This is a genomic window from Phaeobacter sp. G2 (assembly GCA_025163595.1).
GTDB lineage: Bacteria > Pseudomonadota > Alphaproteobacteria > Rhodobacterales > Rhodobacteraceae > Pseudophaeobacter.
Window position 1 is genome coordinate 2381266 of sequence record CP104100.1, and the last position, 18439, is coordinate 2399704.

The 18439-nt window shown below is 59.4% G+C and carries 14 protein-coding genes; 9 read left to right on the top strand and 5 right to left on the bottom strand.

From position 1 onward, the window contains the following. Positions 1 to 62: 62 nt before the first annotated feature. Positions 63 to 560 carry a phosphatidylglycerophosphatase A gene (locus N1037_11370; protein UWS77891.1) on the bottom strand — a complete coding sequence of 166 codons (498 nt, stop codon included), beginning with the start codon at positions 558 to 560 and terminating at the stop codon, positions 63 to 65. Beyond that, the gene (gene ispF, locus N1037_11375; protein UWS77892.1) at positions 557 to 1756 is read right to left on the bottom strand and encodes a 2-C-methyl-D-erythritol 2,4-cyclodiphosphate synthase; all 1200 of its coding nucleotides are present in this window, start codon (positions 1754 to 1756) and stop codon (positions 557 to 559) included. Before ispF ends, N1037_11370 begins: the two co-directional genes overlap by 4 nt. Positions 1757 to 1991: 235 nt before the next feature. Here ispF and dusB point away from each other — a divergent pair, with 235 nt between their 5' ends. The 5 genes from dusB (at position 1992) to N1037_11400 (ending at position 9213) form a co-directional block, all read left to right on the top strand. Then, positions 1992 to 2978, top strand: coding sequence for a tRNA dihydrouridine synthase DusB (gene dusB / locus N1037_11380; protein UWS77893.1), 987 nt, complete (start codon positions 1992 to 1994; stop codon positions 2976 to 2978). Then, positions 2975 to 4054, top strand: a complete 1080-nt coding sequence (locus N1037_11385) for an ATP-binding protein (GenBank protein ID UWS77894.1) — start codon at positions 2975 to 2977, stop codon at positions 4052 to 4054. The genes dusB and N1037_11385 overlap by 4 nt, the downstream gene beginning before the upstream one ends. Before the next feature lie 3 nt (positions 4055 to 4057). Further along, positions 4058 to 5425 (top strand): sigma-54 dependent transcriptional regulator, encoded by a 1368-nt coding sequence (locus N1037_11390; protein ID UWS77895.1) that lies wholly within the window; start codon positions 4058 to 4060, stop codon positions 5423 to 5425. 141 nt (positions 5426 to 5566) lie between these two features. Beyond that, positions 5567 to 7807 (top strand): PAS domain-containing sensor histidine kinase, encoded by a 2241-nt coding sequence (locus N1037_11395; GenBank protein ID UWS77896.1) that lies wholly within the window; start codon positions 5567 to 5569, stop codon positions 7805 to 7807. Continuing rightward, the gene (locus N1037_11400; GenBank protein UWS77897.1) at positions 7804 to 9213 is read left to right on the top strand and encodes a sigma-54 dependent transcriptional regulator; all 1410 of its coding nucleotides are present in this window, start codon (positions 7804 to 7806) and stop codon (positions 9211 to 9213) included. Before N1037_11395 ends, N1037_11400 begins: the two co-directional genes overlap by 4 nt. Before the next feature lie 235 nt (positions 9214 to 9448). Here N1037_11400 and N1037_11405 read toward each other — a convergent pair whose 3' ends face one another. Next, positions 9449 to 9931, bottom strand: a complete 483-nt coding sequence (locus tag N1037_11405) for a hypothetical protein (protein ID UWS77898.1) — start codon at positions 9929 to 9931, stop codon at positions 9449 to 9451. A 102-nt stretch (positions 9932 to 10033) separates the two neighbouring features. On the opposite strand from N1037_11405, the gene trkA reads away from it, so the two are divergent. From trkA to hflX, 4 genes are all read left to right on the top strand, one after another. Continuing rightward, positions 10034 to 11410, top strand: coding sequence for a Trk system potassium transporter TrkA (gene trkA, locus N1037_11410; protein UWS77899.1), 1377 nt, complete (start codon positions 10034 to 10036; stop codon positions 11408 to 11410). A gap of 1 nt (position 11411) precedes the next feature. Continuing rightward, complete coding sequence (locus tag N1037_11415) at positions 11412 to 12947, top strand: TrkH family potassium uptake protein (GenBank protein ID UWS77900.1); 1536 nt, start codon at positions 11412 to 11414, stop codon at positions 12945 to 12947. Between the two features lie 133 nt (positions 12948 to 13080). Continuing rightward, positions 13081 to 13320 carry an RNA chaperone Hfq gene (gene hfq, locus N1037_11420; protein UWS77901.1) on the top strand — a complete coding sequence of 80 codons (240 nt, stop codon included), beginning with the start codon at positions 13081 to 13083 and terminating at the stop codon, positions 13318 to 13320. Then, a complete protein-coding gene (gene hflX, locus N1037_11425; GenBank protein UWS77902.1) occupies positions 13320 to 14591 on the top strand; it encodes a GTPase HflX in 1272 nt (423 codons plus the stop codon). Before hfq ends, hflX begins: the two co-directional genes overlap by 1 nt. Before the next feature lie 69 nt (positions 14592 to 14660). Here hflX and N1037_11430 read toward each other — a convergent pair whose 3' ends face one another. Next, on the bottom strand, positions 14661 to 15845 hold the full coding sequence (locus N1037_11430) for a cation:proton antiporter (GenBank protein ID UWS77903.1): 1185 nt from the start codon (positions 15843 to 15845) through the stop codon (positions 14661 to 14663). A 6-nt stretch (positions 15846 to 15851) separates the two neighbouring features. Beyond that, a complete protein-coding gene (locus N1037_11435; GenBank protein UWS77904.1) occupies positions 15852 to 18329 on the bottom strand; it encodes a penicillin acylase family protein in 2478 nt (825 codons plus the stop codon). Positions 18330 to 18439: the final 110 nt, after the last annotated feature.

The window sequence follows — 18439 nt, forward strand, 5'->3', positions numbered from 1 at the left end:
CCCGGCAACATCGGGATGGGCGCTTGCGGCTGCCGGATCTGGAACTGCGGCAGGGGATTGGCTCATAATCCCAACACCCCGTGGCTGAACCCGGCAAGGGCGATCACCCCAAGGGCGGCGAGGAACCCGGCAATGATGTCATCCATCATCACCCCAACAGGGCCTTCTTTGCGATCTGCCCAGCCCACGGGGCCGGGTTTCCAAATGTCGAACAGGCGGAACAGAACAAAGGCAGTGACCCAACCGGGCCAAAGTGCGGTGATCGAGATATCATGGGCCCAGGCTGGGTAGGAAATCGCCCAGATCGCCAGCCATTGCCCGGCAACCTCGTCAATCACAATTTCAGAGGGGTCGTGGTTGCTTTGCCCCTTTGTCATCTCAGCCGTGGCCCAGATGCCAATCACGGTACAAATGAGGGTGGCAGCAGCCAGCAGAGGAAAGCCGCCCAACTGGTGCAGGCCATAGGCCAGGGGCAGGGCTGTCAGTGACCCCCAGGTGCCGGGGGCGGGGCGCAGGTAGCCAATGCCGCCAACGGTTGCGATTATAGAGGCCAGTGTCATGGTTTCACCAGTGCGGCAGTGGCAAGAGAGGCAATGCCTTCGCTACGTCCGGTAAAGCCCAGGCGCTCGGAGGTGGTGGCCTTGATCGACACGCGGGTTGGATCAATCCCCAGGATTTCGGCCATTACACTGCGCATCTGGGGCGCATGGGGGCCGATCTTTGGGTATTCACAGACCAGGGTGCAATCCACATTGGAGATCTGAAACCCCATGTCGCGCGCCAGATCGGCGGCATGGCGTAGAAAGATCTCGCTTGCGGCGCCTTTCCATTGGGGATCCGAGGGCGGGAAATGCTGGCCGATGTCGCCCTGTGCCAAAGCACCATAGATCGCATCCGTCACCGCATGCATGCCCACATCCGCATCAGAATGGCCCTGCAGGCGGCGGTCGTGGGGAATTTCAACACCGCAGAGGATGACGCTGTCACCGGGGCCAAAGCGATGTACATCGTAGCCATTTCCCAGTCTGACATCGAGGCTGATATCGGGTCTGATATCCATTTTGTCTTCCGTTTCTAGTATTATGGCGGCGCGGGCAAAATCCTCGGGCCGGGTGATTTTTATATTGTCCGGCTCCCCGGCGATGATTGCAACCTCCAGTCCGGCGGCGCGGGCCACCTCGACATCGTCGGCGGCACCGCCGGGATGGCTGGCATGGGCTGCAAGGATCGCGTCCAGCTGGAACCCCTGCGGGGTCTGCGCCGCAAACAGCCCGCTGCGGTCCTGTGTTCCGGTAACCTGCCCCCCGGCGCCAGTCCACAGCGCATCTGTAACCGCAACAGCGGGGGCAGCGGCGGCACCGTGGTCCAGGGCTTCGATGATTGAGGCGATCAGCGCCTGGCTGATGCAGGGGCGGGCAGCATCATGGATCAAGACTTTGGAGATTGGCAGATTATGCGCCGATCCTGCCTGCGAGCGATTGAGATCGCGCAGCGCAATCAGCCCGTTTTGCACCGAGATGGACCGCTCGGCGCCACCTGCTGTCAAAACAACGTCGCTGTCAGCGGCAAAGCTGTCCCAGGCGCCGCGGTCCTCGGGAGAGAGCACCAGGACGATGGGGGTGATCCCGGAGTCGCGAAAGGCTTGCAGGGTCCAGTCGATGACCCGTTTGCCTTTGAGGGGGCGCCATTGTTTAGGCAGGCCGCCACCGGCCCGGGTGCCGCGTCCTGCTGCGACGATCAAGGCTGCAGTGGTCATCAAACCCTCTTTCTTCTGCTCCGCTTTAGCCAAATCCGGTGCCTTTGGACGTTGGTCGGCCCGCGATCTGTGCTGTTGGATGTTTAGGTTCTGCCAGTTCCAGAGGCAATCACCTGTGGTGAACTGCTTAAAATTTAGGCATGCGGTAGGAGTTGTGCCCTTGCAGGGGGCGGATTCATTGTCCAATACCGAGGGCTTCGGCTACAAAACACTCACTCGCACAAGGATTAGGCAATTGTCCTTCACCCTCGGAACCACCTCTTTGACTCCCCCTATTGCGCTGGCCCCTATGGCTGGAATCACCGATCGCCCGTTCCGCGATCTGGTGCGTTCTTTTGGTGTCGGGTTGATGGTCAGCGAGATGGTTGCCAGCCAGGAAATGGTACAGTCCAAGCCCGGTGTGCGCGAGCGCGCTGAACTGAGCGCCGATGTGGAGAATACCTCGGTGCAACTGGCGGGGCGTGAAGCCAGCTGGATGGCAGAAGCTGCCCGCCAGGTGGCAGATCGCGGCGCGCGGATGATTGATATCAACATGGGCTGTCCGGCCAAAAAGGTGACCAGCGGCTATTCGGGCTCTGCCTTGCTGAAAACGCCGGATCACGCGCTGTCTCTGATTGAGGCGGTGGTAGAGGCGGTGGATATTCCCGTCACCCTGAAGACGCGCCTGGGATGGGATGACAATTGCCTGAATGCGGCCTCCGTTGCTGCCCGCGCCGAACAGGCCGGGATTCAGATGGTCACCATCCATGGGCGCACCCGCTGCCAGTTTTACAAAGGTCGCGCCGACTGGGCCGCCATTCGCGCGGTTAAGGATGCGGTGACCCTGCCTGTGCTGGCCAATGGCGATATTGTCGATAGTCAGACCGCGACCGAAGCCTTGCAACGGTCCGGTGCTGATGGGGTGATGATCGGGCGCGGTATCCAGGGCAAGCCCTGGCTTTTGGCCCAGGTTGCCAGTGATCTGTGGGGCAGCGCGGCGCCGCAGGTTCCTGAAGGATATGAATTTATTCAAATGGTTTCAGCGCATTACGAGTCGATGTTGTCTTTCTATGGCCGTGACCTGGGGCTACGCGTCGCGCGCAAACACTTGGGCTGGTACATGGATCTGGCCCAGACACCGGCGCCCCTGCGGCGCGCGGTCTTGATTGAAAAAGATCCGGCAGAGGTCCTGCGCCTGTTGCCGGATGCCTTGTCCCAGCCTCAACGAGAGGGAGCAGCATGATTTCGGACACCGCACTTTGGGCCTCACTACCAGTTCCCGCTTTTTTGATCGGGGGGAATAACTGCATTCTGGATGCAAACTCTGCCGCTGAGGGGTTTTTGAACACCTCACGCCGGGGGTTGCTGAACCAGCCTGTCTGGGATCAGATCGCCATAGATGCCCCCATTGAAGCCTCGTTTGAACGTGCCCGGACCCAGGGAACGCCGTTGTTCGTCAATGACATCGATGTGGGATCACGCAGCCGGGCACCGTTGCAATGCGGGGTGCAGATTGCCCCGGTGCAGGGACGGCCGGGAGAGATGCTGTTGCTGCTCTCCCCGCGGGAGCTGGCGGCACGAATGACGCAGAACCATTCTGCAAAATCAGCGGCCCAATCTGCCATCGGCATGGCGGAAATGCTGGCCCATGAAATTAAAAACCCCCTTGCGGGCATCACCGGTGCAGCGCAGTTGCTGAGCATGAACCTCACCGGGGAAGATGTTGAACTTACAGATCTAATTGTCAGCGAGAGTCGCCGTATCGTTAAACTTTTGGACCAGGTGGAACAGTTTGGAAATCTAAGCGAGCCACAGTTCAAGCCGGTCAATCTCCATGATGTTCTTGACCGGGCGCGGCGGTCGGCCCTGCTGGGGTTTGGCGCCAATATGACGATTACCGAAGACTATGATCCATCGCTGCCCCTGGCCTGGGGCGACGCGGATCAGTTGCTGCAGGTGGTGCTGAACCTGCTGAAAAACGCTTCAGAGGCGGCAGGCCCCAGCGGCGGCACCATTCGCATTCGCAGCTATTATGAGCATTCCTTCAGAATGCGCCGCAGCGATGGCACCGGCAAGCTGCTGCCTTTGCAGATCGAAGTGATAGATGACGGCCCCGGCCTGCCAGAAGCCATCCGCGAGGATGTCTTTGATCCCTTTGTGTCGGGACGTGAGAACGGCACCGGACTGGGGCTCGCCTTGGTGAGCAAGATCATCGCTGAACACAATGGCTGGATCTCAGTTGACTCGGTGCCGGGACGCACCGTGTTCCGGCTTTCCTTGTCCCGTATACCAAAAGACGCAGAACCGCAGGAGATTTAACCCATGGACGGCACCGTTCTTGTTGCAGATGACGACCGCACTATTCGTACCGTGCTGACGCAGGCGCTGACCCGGGCTGGCTGCCGGGTGCATGCCACCTCTTCGCTGACCACCCTGATGCGCTGGGTCGCCGAAGGGAAAGGCGATGTGGTGATTTCAGACGTGGTCATGCCCGATGGCAACGGTTTGGAAATGCTGCCAAAGATCGCGCAGGACCGCCCGGGTCTGCCGGTCATTGTGATCTCGGCGCAAAATACCATCATGACCGCAATCAAGGCTGCCGAGGCAGAGGCCTATGACTACCTGCCCAAGCCCTTTGATCTGCCGGAACTGATGAAACGCACCGCCAAAGCGCTGGCGGAAACGCAAAAATCTCCCAGCAGCAGCGTCGCTGTTGAACAGGATCGCCCCGAAGATCTGCCCTTGGTGGGGCGTACCGAGGTCATGCAGGCCCTGTACCGGCTGATCGCGCGGGTGATGAACACGGATATGCCGCTGATGATCACAGGCGAAAGCGGCACCGGAAAATCGTTGATTGCCCGCGCTGTGCATGATTTTTCAGATCGCAGAACCTTGCCATTTGTTACCGCTTCTGAAAGCGATCTGATGGCGCTGGAGGGGCCAGCCCGGCTGTTGGCCGAGGTCAAGGGCGGCACCCTGTTGATTGATGAGCTGGTTGACCTGCCGGATGAGGCACAGGCGCGGCTGGTGCGGATGATGGATTCTCCGGGCAGTCATGCGCCGCGCATCATGGCGACCAGCCAAAAAGATCCGGCCGCTGCGATGGAATCCGGTGAGCTGCGCCAGGATTTGTATTATCGGATTTCGGGGACCGAGTTGCGGGTGCCCAGTCTGCGCGAAAGGGTCGAGGACATCGCGTTGTTGTCAGCGCATTTCTTGATCAAGGCGGAAAATGACGGGGCGCAGCACCGGCGGTTCAGCGAGGAAGCCAGCGAGATGATGCGCCATTGCGCCTGGCCCGGCAACGTCCGCCAGCTGGAAAACCTGGTGCGGCGGCTGGCTTTGACGGCGCGCAGCGAGGAGATCTCTCGGTCAGAGGTTGCGGCGGCTTTGGGTCCGCAAACTGAGGCAGGGCCGATCATCGGTGGAACCGTCAACGAAAAGCTTGCAGATTCGGTTGCCCGCCATCTGCAGCGCTATTTTGATCTGCATGGGGATATCTTGCCGCCTCCCGGGCTCTATGCACGAATCCTGCGGGAGGTAGAGGCGCCGTTGATCGAAATTGCGCTCACCGCCACTGGGGGAAATCAGGCAAAATGCGCTGAGCTTTTGGGCATCAACCGCAATACGTTGCGAAAGAAAATCACTGATTTGGATATTGAGGTGACACGTCGGCGCAAACTGATGTAATATCGCCACATAGCTGTGGTAGCTGCTGCTTTATACTGGTAGCTACCGCGATATATGGCGGTTGGCCGGTGTGGTCATACATCAGAATGAGGGTATCGCGTGGCTCAAAAGTCACAATTCCGGATTGGGCAAGGCCCATTTATGGCCATGGACCATTGGCGCAAAACGCGTCAGGCCCGCAATATCGGTACCCTCGGATTGGTGGTGCTTGGCCCGCTTCTGGCGCTGCTGACCTTTCTGATTTTTGGCCCACTGGGTCATGGTGCCTCGTCCAAGCCGCTGCGTCTGATTCTGCTGGCGGATATGGTCTATGTCATGGCGATCGCCGTCCTGGTTCTGACCCAGATTGCGCGGTTGTTTGCGGCGCGGCGCTCCAAGTCGGCGGGATCCCGCCTGCATTTGCGTCTGATTGGCGCCTTTGGCTTCCTGGCGCTAGGGCCGACCGTGATCGTTGCGGTGTTTGCAGTGCTGACGGTGAATGTCGGGCTGGAGGGGTGGTTTTCGCAACGGGTGCGCCAGGTGATTGGCAGCTCACTCTCCGCCGCAGAGGCCTACCAGGAAGAACAGCGGCGCGATATCACCGCCGATGGCGAGGCTCTGGCGCGGTTTCTCGATCAAAGCCGCAGCCGCAGCTACTATATCAATGATGCGGAGCTACGCCAGGTTCTGACCCAGGGACAATTGCAGATCCAGCGCGGGCTCCGCGAGGCCTATGTCATTGATGGCACTGGGCGTATTCGTGCGCGGGGCGAGCGCTCCTATGAGTTTGATTTTGAGCGCCCCAGCAGCGAGGATATTGCCAGGGCCAGCTCTGAGGGGCTGAGTATTATCCAGGATTGGGACAACAATGAGTTTCGCGCCCTGGTGCGGCTCAATGCCTTTGTTGACCGGTTTTTGTACATTAGCCGCGACGTTGACGGTGCGCTGTTGAACCTGCTGGACGAAACCAAAGAAACCGCGTTGCTGTATCAGCAGCTTGAGAAAGAACGTGGTCGGGTTCTGTTTGAATTTGGCCTTATGTATATCGGCTTTGCGCTGATCCTGATCCTGGCGGCCATGTGGCTGGGAATTTGGTTTGCTGAACGGCTGTCACGCCCTGTTGGGCGGTTGACGGTTGCGGCCCAGCGGGTTGGCGGTGGCGACTTGAATGTGCGGGTTCCCGAAGAAGATGGTGGCGACGAGATTTCTCAGCTGGGGCATTATTTCAACCAAATGACCCACGAGCTGCGGGCGCAGCGCGCGACCCTGTTGGAAAACACCAATCAGATCGAGCGGCGGCGACGGTTGTTTGACTCGGTGCTGTCTTCGGTTACCTCTGGGGTTGTTGGCCTGGACCATGAGGGCAAGATCACCTTTGTGAACCGCTCTGCTGAGCGGCTGCTGGATTGGCACGAGGATCAGCAATCCCTGGCGCTGTCAGTGGCGATTCCGGAATTTGGCCCGCTCTTTCAAACCTTGGTCGCCAGCGGCGGAGAGGCAGAGCAAGGCGAAATCAAAGTGACCCGTCAGGGGCAGTTGGAAAACCTGCTGGTGCGGATGTCACGGCGGCGCGGCGATGATGGCAAGCTCGAAGGCTATGTGTTGGCATTTGATGACGTGACCGATCTGGTCAGTGCGCAACGGATGGCGGCCTGGGGCGATGTGGCCCGACGGATCGCCCATGAGATCAAGAACCCGCTGACGCCGATTCAGCTCAGCGCTGAGCGGATCAAGCGGAAGTTTGCCCCGATGCTGGGCGAGGAGAACAGTGACAAGTTGCAGTCCATGACCGATGTGATTGTGCGCCAAACCAATGATTTGCGTCGCATCGTTAATGAGTTTTCCAAATTTGCCCGGATGCCGGAACCAGAACGCCGCGAAGAAGATCTGGTGAGCCTGGTCCGCGATGCCGTGACCCTGCAACAGACCGGTCAGCCGGATGTCTCCATCTCGGCGCAGCTTCCAGATCAGCCGCTTTGGGCGGATCTGGATTCCACCATGATTGGCCAGGCCCTGACCAATCTGATCAAGAACGCTGGTGAGGCGATTGAGACGCTTCGCAAAAAGAAACCCGATACCCAGGTGAAGCCACAGATCCACATCGCGCTTCATGTGGCGCCAATCGGGGGCTATGAACTCACCATTGCCGACAATGGCATTGGTCTGCCTGAGGATCGTGCACGGTTGTTTGAACCCTATGTGACCACCCGCAACGAGGGCACCGGGCTGGGGCTTCCGATTGTGAAAAAGATTATCGAGGAACATGGCGGTGCGCTCTCGCTAGAGGATGCGCCGATTTTTGAAGGGCACCAGCATGCTGGTGCCATGGCAGTGATACGTCTGCCCGCAGCTGCCAGCGCGGAGCAGGTGAACCGGAATACAGTGAAAGCAGGTCTGACATGAGTGACATTTTGATTGTTGATGATGAACGTGACATTCGCGAGTTGATTTCCGACATCCTGGAGGATGAAGGATATGCAACCCGCAAGGCTGGCAACTCCGAGGACTGTATGGTGGAGCTCAACCAAGAGCTGCCCGCGTTGTTGATCCTTGATATCTGGCTCAAGGACAGTCAGATGGATGGCATCGACATTCTCAAAACGGTGAAACGCGACAATCCCGAAGTCCCGGTGGTGATTATTTCAGGCCATGGCAATATCGAAATCGCCGTGGCGGCGATCAAACAGGGCGCCTATGACTTTATTGAAAAGCCCTTCAATATTGATCAGCTGATGGTGGTCATCCGCCGTGCGATGGAGGCTTCGCAGCTGCGCCGGGAAAACACCGATCTGCGGCGCAAGGAAACCGGCGGGTCTGAAATGGTCGGTTCCTCGGCGTCTTTCCGTGCGCTGGTTGGCCAGCTGGACAAGGTCACCAAATCCAATGGCCGGGTCATGCTCAGCGGGCCGGCAGGCAGCGGCAAAGAGATCGCCGCGCGCTATATTCACATGAATTCAGCGCGCGCCTCTGCGCCCTTTGTCACGGTGAGCTGTGCGGGGATTGAGCCTGACCGGATGGAAGAAGTGCTGTTTGGCCGCGAAACCTCGGAACGGGGGGTTGAGCCCGGGCTGCTGGAGCAGGCCCATGGCGGCGTGATCTTCTTTGATGAGGTGGCGGATATGCCGCTGGGCACGCAGTCAAAGATCCTGCGCGTTTTGGTGGATCAACAATTCCAACGGGTTGGAGGCAATGACAAGGTGCGGGTTGATCTGCGCGTCATCTCCTCCACCAACAAGGACCTCGAGGCGGAAATCAATGCGGACCGGTTTCGCCAGGAGCTGTATCACCGCTTGAACGTGGTGCCGATCAATGTGCCGTCCCTGGCGGATCGGCGCGAGGATATCCCGCAGCTGGCGGAGTATTTTATCGCTCAATTCAATGAAAGCCAGGGGTTGCCGCTGCGCGCCCTGGCGGATGAAGCGGTGGCGCTGATGCAGACCATGACCTGGCCCGGCAACGTGCGCCAGTTGAAAAACATGGTGGAGCGGGTGCTGATCCTTGGCGACGGCACCGGACCAATTGAGGCAAAGGATCTGCCGCGCGAAGAGGAAAAAGTGGTGGAAGAGGGGCGGGTGGTTTTGTCCGGCGCCCTGGCAACCCTGCCACTGCGCGAAGCCCGCGAGGCCTTTGAGCGGGAATACCTGCTGACCCAGATCAACCGCTTTGGCGGTAATATCAGCCGCACCGCCTCCTTTGTTGGGATGGAACGGTCTGCTTTGCACCGCAAGCTGAAATCCCTGGGGGTTGTCACCTCCAACAAGACCGGCGCGCGCATCGCCCATGTCGAAAAAGAAGAGGACATGGTCTAAGGCCTCAGCCCCCTTGCCGTTGGCGGCTGGTGCCCGGATGCTGCTGTGCCGGCCTGCCTTGACCTGGACTGCCTTGACCTGGACTGGCCTGATCGAAAAGGGTCAGGTCAAGACGGGTGAGGCCGAAACAAACTGGGCAACGGTTCTGCCCTTTGCCCCCCGAAAAGCGCCCTAGTCCCACCGGGCGGACGCGCCGTTCTTATGTTAAATGTGCCTTGCGATCCGGCGCTGGGGCTTAAAGTGGCGGCAAAATAACGGTGATGCCGGTGCTTTGCTGTACCGCGCAGGCCTCTGTCGACAGGCCTTCGGTGGGATGACTGCCGCTTGGCACGGATTGCAGCTGGGTGATTTGTTCTTTTGTGCAGCGTGGCAATTCCAGGCGCTGATAGCCTTTTTGAGCCATGCAGCGTTGTACGAGCTGGCTGCGCAGGCCTTGGTTCACATCCACAGTATAGGTGCCGCCATCGACCCAGTAGCCGGGGCCAGTCCAACAGCCGTTTGCGTTGCAATACTGCCGCCCCGGATAATAGACTGGTGGGCGTTGGCGGATCTGATTGGCCACAGGTGCATCTTTCAGGGCCGTGACGTTGCAAGTCAGCGTATCGCTGTTGGTTCGGGTCTGATCGCTGCCTGCGTTATAATACACCGGCAGCGGGCCGCAGGCGGCAACTCCAAGCAAGACAACAGAAAATGCACTGGCTAGACGAATATTGGACATGGAGTAAAACTGCCGTATCTGAGCAGAAGTTACAATTGATTTGACCCCCCCGATGGCTTCTGGCATTCAAAACTGGCGAAATGGCGCCCAAGGGACAGTGGCATGAAAGTTATTATCTGTGGCGCAGGTCAGGTTGGTTGGCAGATTGCCCGCCACCTCTCTGCGGAACAAAACGATGTCACCGTTGTCGACAATAACCCGGAGCTGGTGCGCCGGGCCACTGATACGCTGGATGTGCAGGGTGTGGCTGGCTTTGCCTCTTACCCGGATGTGTTGGACCGGGCAGGGGCCCGGGACGCTGACATGATTATCGCGGCCACCCATTCCGATGAGGTCAATATGGTCACCTGCCAGGTGGCCCATTCGGTGTTTTCTATCCAGCGCAAAATAGCGCGGCTGCGGGCGCGCAGCTATCTGACCGCGATCTATTCGGATCTGTATCGCCGCGAACATCTGCCGATTGATGTGGTGATCAGCCCGGAACGGGAAGTGGCCGCTGCGGCGATGCAGCGGCTTCAGGCTCCGGCGGCCTTTGATACCGAGATTTTTATGGAGGGCGGCGCGCAGCTGCTTGGCATTCAGATCGACGAAGACTGCCCGGTGGTGAATACGCCGCTGCGCCAGCTCTCCGATCTGTTCTCGACCCTGCGGGCCATCGTTGTTGGTGTGCGCCGCGACGGCACGCTGTTTGCGCCGGAGCCGGGGGATCAGCTGTTTGTTGGCGATAGCTGCTATGTGTTTTCCCATGCAGAAGATGTTGACCGTACCATCGAAGTCTTTGGCAAGGTTGAGAAACGCCAGGATCGGGTGGTGATTGTTGGCGGCGGCAATGTGGGCCTTGAGGTGGCCAAGGCACTGGAAAGTGGCACCAGCCGCATTCGCGCCAAAATGATCGAGAAAAGCCGCAAATGTGCCGAACATGCCGCCGAGGCACTGGAGCGGACGATCGTGCTGAACGGCGATGGTTTGGACCGCTCATTGATGATCGAGGCGGGCATTGACCGTGCGGATGCCATGCTGGCCGTCACCGACGATGACAAGACCAATATGCTGGCCGCAGTGCGGGCCAAGGCCGAGGGCTGTCCTTTTGTGATTGCGCTGATCAACGACCCCACGCTGTTACCGCTGCTCACACCACTGGGCATTGATGCTTTCATCAATCCGCGCGCCACCACGGTGAGCTCGATCCTGCGCCATATTCGCTACGGCCGGGTGCGTCAGGTCTATAGCATTGGGGATGCGGAGGCCGAAGTCATCGAGGCAGAGGTGATGGGCACCTCGCCCATGGCCGGCAAGGCCATTCGCGAAATTGATTTTCCCGAGGGTGTTTTGGTGGGCGCCGTGCGCAAAGGCGGCGAGGTGCTGCGCCCGACTGGCGGGCTGAAGATCGAAACCGGCGATGTGATCGCTCTCTTTGCCATGGCGGATGATGTGCCCGAAGTGGAGCGTCTGATGCAGGTCTCCATCGACTACTTCTAGGATGGGGCGCCGCAACAAGACACCCAACCGGTTTTTGCGATTGCCGCTGTTTCTGTTGATCTGGAGCATCGCCTCTGCCGCCATGTGGATCCCCGCAGCCCATGCGCTGGCGCTTAATGATCATGAGACCTCTCGTGCTTTTTTCTACACAGGCATCCTGGGGCTGTTCTTTGTCGCCTTGGCGGGACTGTCTTTGGGCAATCGGGTGCCGCGCTACGGGATGCCGGGACAGTTGCTGTCGCTGCTGGCGACCTTTGTCATCCTGCCTCTGTTTCTTGCGATTCCTGTTCAGGAATCCCTGCGCAACACCAGTTTTCTGAACGCTTATTTTGACATGGTTAGCGCGGTGACCACCACTGGGGCTGATATCTATGCAGATCCGGGCAGGCTGCCCGCAAGCGTGCACCTGTGGCGGGCCATTGTGGCCTGGCTGGGGGGCTTGTTGATGTGGATCTCGGCCTCCGCCGTTCTGGCGCCCCTGTCGCTGGGCGGTTTTGAGGTCACAGCCCGCGGCGAGCCTGGCGGCGGCAGCGCGACGCCCTCGCAGATCCAGGACGCAGATCCCAAAAGACGCCTGATCGAAATTGCCCGTACGCTGGGCCCGGTCTATGCCGGACTTACGATCGTGTTGTGGATCTTGTTGATGGTTACCGGCGAGACCCCGCTGGTTGGGTTGAGCCATGCGATGTCTGTGCTGGCCACTTCCGGTATTTCTGCTGTTGGCGGCGTCGAAAATGGCGCCAGTGGCATTGGCGGCGAAATGGTTATGTTCCTGTTTATGTTCTTTGCCCTCTCCCGCCTGACCTTTTCTGATGACACTGTCACGGTTGGGTCTGGACGGTTGGACAAGGACCCCGAATTCAGAACCGGGCTGTTGATTGTCGTCGGCATGCCGCTTTTGCTGATCCTGTGGCATTGGTTCAATACCTTTGAGGTGGGTGCCCATGGGGAACCGGTTCAGGCGCTCAGATCTTTCTGGGGCGGGCTTTTTACCGTGATGTCCTTTTTGTCGACCACGGGCTTTGAAAGTGCCGATTGGCAAACCTCGCGGGAATGGTCCGGGCTGCAAACGCCGGGCATGATCCTGCTGGGGCTGTCGGTGATTGGCGGCGGCGTGGCGACCACGGCCGGCGGGGTGAAACTGCTGCGGGTCTATGCGCTTTACCTCAATGGCATGCGCGAGATGGAGCGCCTGGTTCATCCCTCCTCGGTCAGCGGCGAGGGCAGTGGCAACAAGCGGATCCAAAGAAATGGGGCCTTTGTGGCATGGATATTTTTCATGCTTTTTGCCCTGTCTTTGGCGCTGGTCTCGATTGCGCTGTCGGCCGTCGGCAGCGATTTTGAACACTCCCTGATCCTGGCCATCGCAACTCTGTCAACAACTGGGCCGCTGACCGAAATTGCTGGCAATGAGCCAATTGTGCTGACCAGCCTGGCCCCCGCAGCCAAGTTTATCCTGTGCTTTGCCATGGTGCTGGGGCGGCTGGAGACCTTGGCGATTATCGCGCTTTTGTCTCCAAATTTCTGGCGCAGCTAGGCAATCAGGACCCGGCTCTCGGTATATTGAGTGTTTTTCGGCTGGAAACTGTTAAAATCTGCGTCCATAGTCGTACATAATATGGGGCGCTGGTCCGCAGCGTGCCGCAAGAACAAAGGCGAGAGATATTATTATGGCTTCGGACAGACAGAATTTGCAGGACGCATTCCTCAATCACGTTCGCAAAACCAAGGTTCCAGTGACGATTTTCCTGATTAACGGGGTCAAACTGCAGGGGGTAATTACCTGGTTTGACAATTTCTGTGTGCTGCTGCGTCGCGATGGCCAGTCCCAACTGGTCTATAAACATGCGATTTCTACCATCATGCCGGCACAGCCGATCAGCCTGTACGAGGGTGAAGACGCCTCTTGATGGAGCACGATAGGATCCGCACCCGCGCCTGGGTGTTACATCCGGATATTAAATCTGATCAGGGGCGTCGCCCTGCTGAACCCGCTTTGGCGGAAGGTGTTGCCTTGGCCGAGGCGCTGCCTGATCTTGACGTGGTTGGCGCCACCGTCGTGCGCCTGCCAAAGGCCCACGCGGGGATGTTGTTTGGCTCAGGAAAAATCGAAGAGCTACAAGCTCTGTTGCACAGCAACGAGGTTGATCTGGTCCTGATTGATGGGCCGGTGTCGCCAGTGCAGCAACGCAATCTGGAAAAGGCCTGGAAGGTCAAAATCCTTGATCGCACCGGTCTGATTCTCGAAATCTTCTCGGATCGTGCGCGGACCCGTGAAGGCGTGTTGCAGGTGGAAATGGCGGCGCTGAGCTATCAGCGGACCCGTCTGGTGCGGGCCTGGACCCACCTGGAACGTCAGCGTGGTGGTTTGGGATTTGTCGGCGGACCCGGCGAAACCCAGATCGAGGCGGATAGGCGTGCTATTGATGACCAGCTGGTCAACCTGCGCCGTCAATTGGCCAAGGTGGTAAAAACCCGCAGTCTGCATCGCGCAGCCAGGGCCAAGATCCCGTTCCCGATCGTGGCCCTGGTGGGCTATACCAATGCTGGCAAATCCACTTTGTTCAACCGATTGACCGGGGCCGAGGTCATGGCCAAGGACATGCTCTTTGCCACCCTTGACCCCACCATGCGCCGGGTTGAGATGCCGGATGGCCCCGAGATCATTCTTTCGGATACCGTTGGCTTTATCTCCGACCTGCCCACCGAATTGGTGGCGGCATTCAGGGCGACGCTGGAGGAAGTGCTGGCGGCGGATGTGATCCTGCATGTGCGCGATATCAGCCATGAAGACAGCCAAAACCAAGCCAATGATGTTGCCGCCATCCTGGCGACGCTTGGGGTTGATGAAAACCGCGCCCAGATCGAAGTCTGGAACAAGCTGGACCAATTGCCCGATGACGTCGCCGAAGCGCGCCGCCAGCGCGCTGCCCGCGAAGAGGGTATCCATGCGATTTCCGCTCTCACAGGCGAAGGCATCGAAGCCCTGCTGGAGGATGTCGCTCTCAAGCTGGAAGGCGTGCGCCACCTTGAAGAGTTCACGCTCTCCTTTGCGCAGGGCAAACAGCGGGCTTGGCTGTTTCAGCAGGATGTGGTGATCAGCGAAGAACAGAGCGAGGAGGGCTTTGCCCTGACTGTGCGCTGGACGGATAAGCAAAAAGCCCAGTTCAACGCGCTGTAAAAGCTGCGCGAAATGGCAGAGACAGGCCGAGCGCGGGGGACTTCCCGCGCTCGTCTGCATTTTGCAGCCTCAGTTAGATTTGTTTGCATTGCCTTGCCGGGACAAAACATAGGCCGTGACCACAGGGCCAATCAGCTCGAACCCCGCAGTTGTGCCGATGGCCAGTGCGGTGATCAGATCGCCATAGGCGGGCAGTTGTTCCGAGGCCGCCAGTGCCATCCCGATGGCTACCCCCGCTTGCGGCAGCATGGCAGCGCCGTAGTGGCGGCTTTCTTGTGCCGGGGCCTGTGCTGCCAGGCCACCGACCCAGCCTCCAAGAAGACGCCCCAAAATGCGAAACAGCGCATAGCCAAAACCAGCGCCCCCTGCCAAAATCAGGGCGCGTGCATCCAAAGACGCGCCAGCAAGCACAAAGAAGACAATCAAGAAAGGCCATTCAAAGCTGCGCACTTCGTCAAAGGCGCGGCTGTGGTGGCGGGCGTGATTGACGATCACGGCGCCGACGGTCATGCCCGCAATAAGATAGGACAGCCCCAGTAACAGCGACAGACCTGCGGTGAGAAAAATCAGGCCCAGCGCTTCGATCCTGAGCGGTTCGCCGTCGGAAAACCGACCAATCAGAAAGGCACCCGGCCAGCCGATGGCAACCCCCAAAGCAATAGATCCGCCAAGCTCATAGGCGGCAGCGGTCAGGGGCGATTCCTCTCCGGCTCCGGCGATGTCGCCAAACAGGCGCAGTGCGAGCATTGTCAGGCTAAAGGCCAAAAGCCCCCAGGCATCGTCAATGGCGACAATGCCCTTTAGTCTTTTGGTGAAGGAGTTGTCCTGGCCGGACTGGTCAATGACATCATAGGTGGCTGCAGGATCGGTGGCGGTGGCCAGGGCGCCCAGCACCATAGCCAGGGCCAGCGGCAGACCAAAGCCCCAGAGCCCAATGGTCACCACCGCCTGGGTCACCAACACGACGCAGAGCGAGACGATGATCACGATACGCCCATGCCCCCGCAGGTTATTGATCGAGAGCGAGCTGCCCAACAGAACGGCGACAGCGCTGAGGGCGACAATCGCCACCACCTGGTACAGATCAGTAATCGCGTCCGGCAACAGGTCAAACCCGGCCTGACCCACCACCAAGCCAAAGCCCAGCAACAGCGTCACCCGTGGCAGCCGCAGTTTCCGCCCGATGCGGTCGGCAGCCAAACCGACAAAGAACAATATGCCCATCACAATAAGAGGGGTTGCGAGGTTTTGCATGGCAGGTCAGTTCCTGGGGTTGATTTTGGTGACACCAACCGCAGCAGCGCGGGCAAGATCTTCGTCCAGCGACATGGGCACATATTCACCGCGTCGCCACAGCTGGGCCATGTCATCGTAGTTGCGGGATAGGAAATGCCCGGACTGCCCCGTGGCCAGAATGAACAAAGAGCTGTCCGGGTCGGCAAAATCATAGACCCCACGGTAGCCCGCAGCATGAATATTCTGGAACGGGTTGGGACCTTTTCCAGAGGTGAGCCCCCGTTGCAGGGTGTTATCACCGCCGCTGGTTGACTGACGGATATTCACAAAGAACCGCAAGACAGGAACGTCCCCCAGGGTTTCGTGATCCTGGGTGGCCTGATGGGCATCCCCCCAGCGCAGGGACTCAAGGGCAGGGCCATAGCGCTCCTCGATCCAGATCAGGGCGTCATCCAGCGCCAAGCGGGCCATATCGGTGCAGGTTTCCTGCGGCGCGCTTTGGCGTACGTCACACCAGCTGCCCGCCCCCTCTACATTGCGGTAGACCCGTTCGATGAACAATGGATCCACCTGGCTGAACTCACTCGCCAGCGGTCCCAGATCATCGGCGATCAGGCGGGACTGAAGTGCGCGGAGCCAGGCGGCATAGAGCAGCGGTTCGGGCAGATGTTCATTCATCTCACCGTTCCATTCTGACAACAGCGTCAGGGCGGTCTGGCGCTGCTTTTCGCGGCTGCCATCCTCTGCGGCGCCGCCGGTGAACCACAGGTCTGCTCCGATCAAAGGCAGCAGGGAACGCGCGGTGTAGGACACGGTGTCAAGCTGGGCCTCCATGAAGCTGTCGCGGGTGTGTACTTCGCGGCTTTGCATCAAGCGGCGCCAGCGGTTGACCCGCTGGGTATCGCCCCAGCTATAGGAGACATGGCTGGGGAAGGGGCGCTGCAGAATTTTGTTGTTTGTGTTACCCAGTATGCCGCCGCGCGGGCTGGTGAATTCAGGATTGGCGGCATAGGGCGCGCGCCCCAGCCAACGGTTCACCCGCTGCCAACCCTGGCTGGGCAGGCGTCCCTTGCTATGATGGCGGGCATCGCGCGCCGGAAAGGCGCCGATGGTTTTCTGGGCAATTGTGGCTCTGTCCGCCAATACCAGGTTCTGTGAGGGGGCAATGAAGCCTTCGCCTGCAGCAATGGCTTGGCTGACGTTCGAGCTGCGCATCAGGTCAATGGCTGCCGTCAGGGATGTGTCGTGTGGATCCAGCGCGGTCCAGCCCAGGCTGACAACATGCCCTGGCGGGGTAATCGCCGACAGTCCAAACAGCGACCCCGGCAAAATGGGGCCGTTTTCACTCCAGCGCAGGGTCAGTGTCACTGGTGGTTCATCCTTGATTTTGATGATCGAGGGGCGTTTGGTAAAGGTCTGATAACCCTGCGGGGTGAGGTATTCCTCGGGGGTGTCCGGGTTTAGTTTTTCGATGAACAGATCCTGATCATCCAGAAAAGATGCGGTAATGCCCCAGCCGAGCTGTTCTGAACGCCCGGTCAGGATGGCGGGAATGCCAGGAATGGTGCCGCCGATTATACCGCCAGTTGCCAGTTCCATGCGGGCCAAATACCAGCTGCCAGGCGCCGAAAGCGTCAGATGTGGATCATTGGCCAAAAGGCTGCCCCCCGCGGCAGAGCGATTGGGGGCAGCGGCCCAGGCGTTGGAGGCACCGCCAAAGCCACGCGGGGAGACTGGAAACAGGCTGCTCTTGGGGGGCAGTGGGGCAGCGCTGGCATAGCGGGGCAGACCCGGGAAAAGACTGGCGTATTCGGGCAGAGTGGTGATGCCCTTACCGGGGGCGTCGGGCAGAATGTCCTGCAGGCGTTCGGGATCGGCGAGCGCCAGGGAGGTTCGCGCCCGCAAAACCTCATCCTGCAGGTGGTGCGATGAGCGCAGCGCCATGAGTTTCATCACGGCGATGCTATCGGCTGGCTGCCAGGGGGCCATCGGCATGTTGAACAGGAACATCTCGGGCGCCCCCCGTCCCAGGGCGTTTTCGTTGATTTCCAGGATGCGCGCATTCACCCCAGCAGAATAGGCTTTGAGTGATTGCAGCGCCTCCGCTGACTGGGCCGAGACCGACTGCTGGGACAGCCCGTAAATATCGAGGCGGCGCACAAACAAATCGCTCTCGAGGGTGCGGCGTCCAAAAATCTCGGACAGCCGCCCCTGGGCGGTGCGCCGCAGCACCGCCATTTGCCATAAACGGTCCTGCGCATGGGCATATCCGAGGCCAAAATAAACGTCTTCGTCACTGGCGCCAAAGCTGCCAAAAATATGCGGAACATTGGCGTTGTCGCGGATAATCTCCACCGGTGCAGACAGACCGGGCAGAGAGATCTGCTTGTCGTATTCGGGCAAAGACTGGGCCGCGAGGTAATAGGCCAGACCGCTGGCGATCAGGATCAGCAGAATCAGTGCTGCTGCCAGCCGCAAAAGCCAGCGAAAAAGACGTGCCATCAAGGGCCTGTTTCCTATTTTTTATGGCTTTGGCGGTGTGCCTGCGATTGCACCTAGCCGGGCCGGTGTTAGGGTGTCGCCAACATAAGCCAGTTCAGAACAGGGGAAAA

Excerpts from the sequence above, each read along its gene's own strand:
- hfq (UWS77901.1), top strand. The coding sequence starts at position 13,081 with ATGGCTTCGGACAGACAGAATTTGCAGGACGCATTCCTCAATCACGTT.
- N1037_11385 (UWS77894.1), top strand. The coding sequence starts at position 2,975 with ATGATTTCGGACACCGCACTTTGGGCCTCACTACCAGTTCCCGCTTTT.
- N1037_11370 (UWS77891.1), bottom strand. The coding sequence starts at position 560 with ATGACACTGGCCTCTATAATCGCAACCGTTGGCGGCATTGGCTACCTG.
- N1037_11435 (UWS77904.1), bottom strand. The coding sequence starts at position 18,329 with ATGGCACGTCTTTTTCGCTGGCTTTTGCGGCTGGCAGCAGCACTGATT.
- trkA (UWS77899.1), top strand. The coding sequence starts at position 10,034 with ATGAAAGTTATTATCTGTGGCGCAGGTCAGGTTGGTTGGCAGATTGCC.
- N1037_11415 (UWS77900.1), top strand. The coding sequence starts at position 11,412 with ATGGGGCGCCGCAACAAGACACCCAACCGGTTTTTGCGATTGCCGCTG.
- N1037_11390 (UWS77895.1), top strand. The coding sequence starts at position 4,058 with ATGGACGGCACCGTTCTTGTTGCAGATGACGACCGCACTATTCGTACC.
- hflX (UWS77902.1), top strand. The coding sequence starts at position 13,320 with ATGGAGCACGATAGGATCCGCACCCGCGCCTGGGTGTTACATCCGGAT.
- N1037_11405 (UWS77898.1), bottom strand. The coding sequence starts at position 9,931 with ATGTCCAATATTCGTCTAGCCAGTGCATTTTCTGTTGTCTTGCTTGGA.
- N1037_11430 (UWS77903.1), bottom strand. The coding sequence starts at position 15,845 with ATGCAAAACCTCGCAACCCCTCTTATTGTGATGGGCATATTGTTCTTT.
- ispF (UWS77892.1), bottom strand. The coding sequence starts at position 1,756 with ATGACCACTGCAGCCTTGATCGTCGCAGCAGGACGCGGCACCCGGGCC.
- N1037_11395 (UWS77896.1), top strand. The coding sequence starts at position 5,567 with ATGGCCATGGACCATTGGCGCAAAACGCGTCAGGCCCGCAATATCGGT.
- N1037_11400 (UWS77897.1), top strand. The coding sequence starts at position 7,804 with ATGAGTGACATTTTGATTGTTGATGATGAACGTGACATTCGCGAGTTG.